Genomic DNA, 331 nt, shown 5'->3' with positions numbered 1-331 from the left:
GCTTCGGCTACGCAGTTCCTGCGCTCGAAGTCTGCAACCTGCTCGCCAGAAAGTAGCCCATGGCTTATCCAACTATTACCGACGAGCAACTGCTACAGACGCTCGAAGCCATATCCGCGTTTCCGCACAAGAAAGATGCTGCGGAATATCTCGGGATTTCCGACCGAACATTACGCTACCGTGTGAAATGGGCTGCAGAACGCGGACTGTCACCGCAGGCCAACGTGTTGCCCGGCTTTGCGATCAAGCAGAAGTCTGAAAAGCAGTCCGACGGCTCTTGGATCAAGCAAGCCCGCGCGCCTGGCGACATTTTCAAGGTGCCAGACAATCA

At 55.6% G+C, this 331-nt stretch carries 1 protein-coding gene; it reads left to right on the top strand.

Annotated features, from left to right (window positions below):
• Positions 1–59 precede the first annotated feature (59 nt).
• A partial coding sequence (locus tag ACTJKP_RS27280) for a helix-turn-helix domain-containing protein (RefSeq protein ID WP_440632888.1) occupies positions 60–331 on the top strand: 272 nt, incomplete at its 3' end.

Source organism: Brucella sp. 22210 (assembly GCF_052045675.1).
Classification (GTDB): Bacteria; Pseudomonadota; Alphaproteobacteria; order Rhizobiales; family Rhizobiaceae; genus Brucella.
Note: the sequence above shows the minus strand (reverse complement) of the source record. Positions and strands in the feature narration are given on the sequence as shown.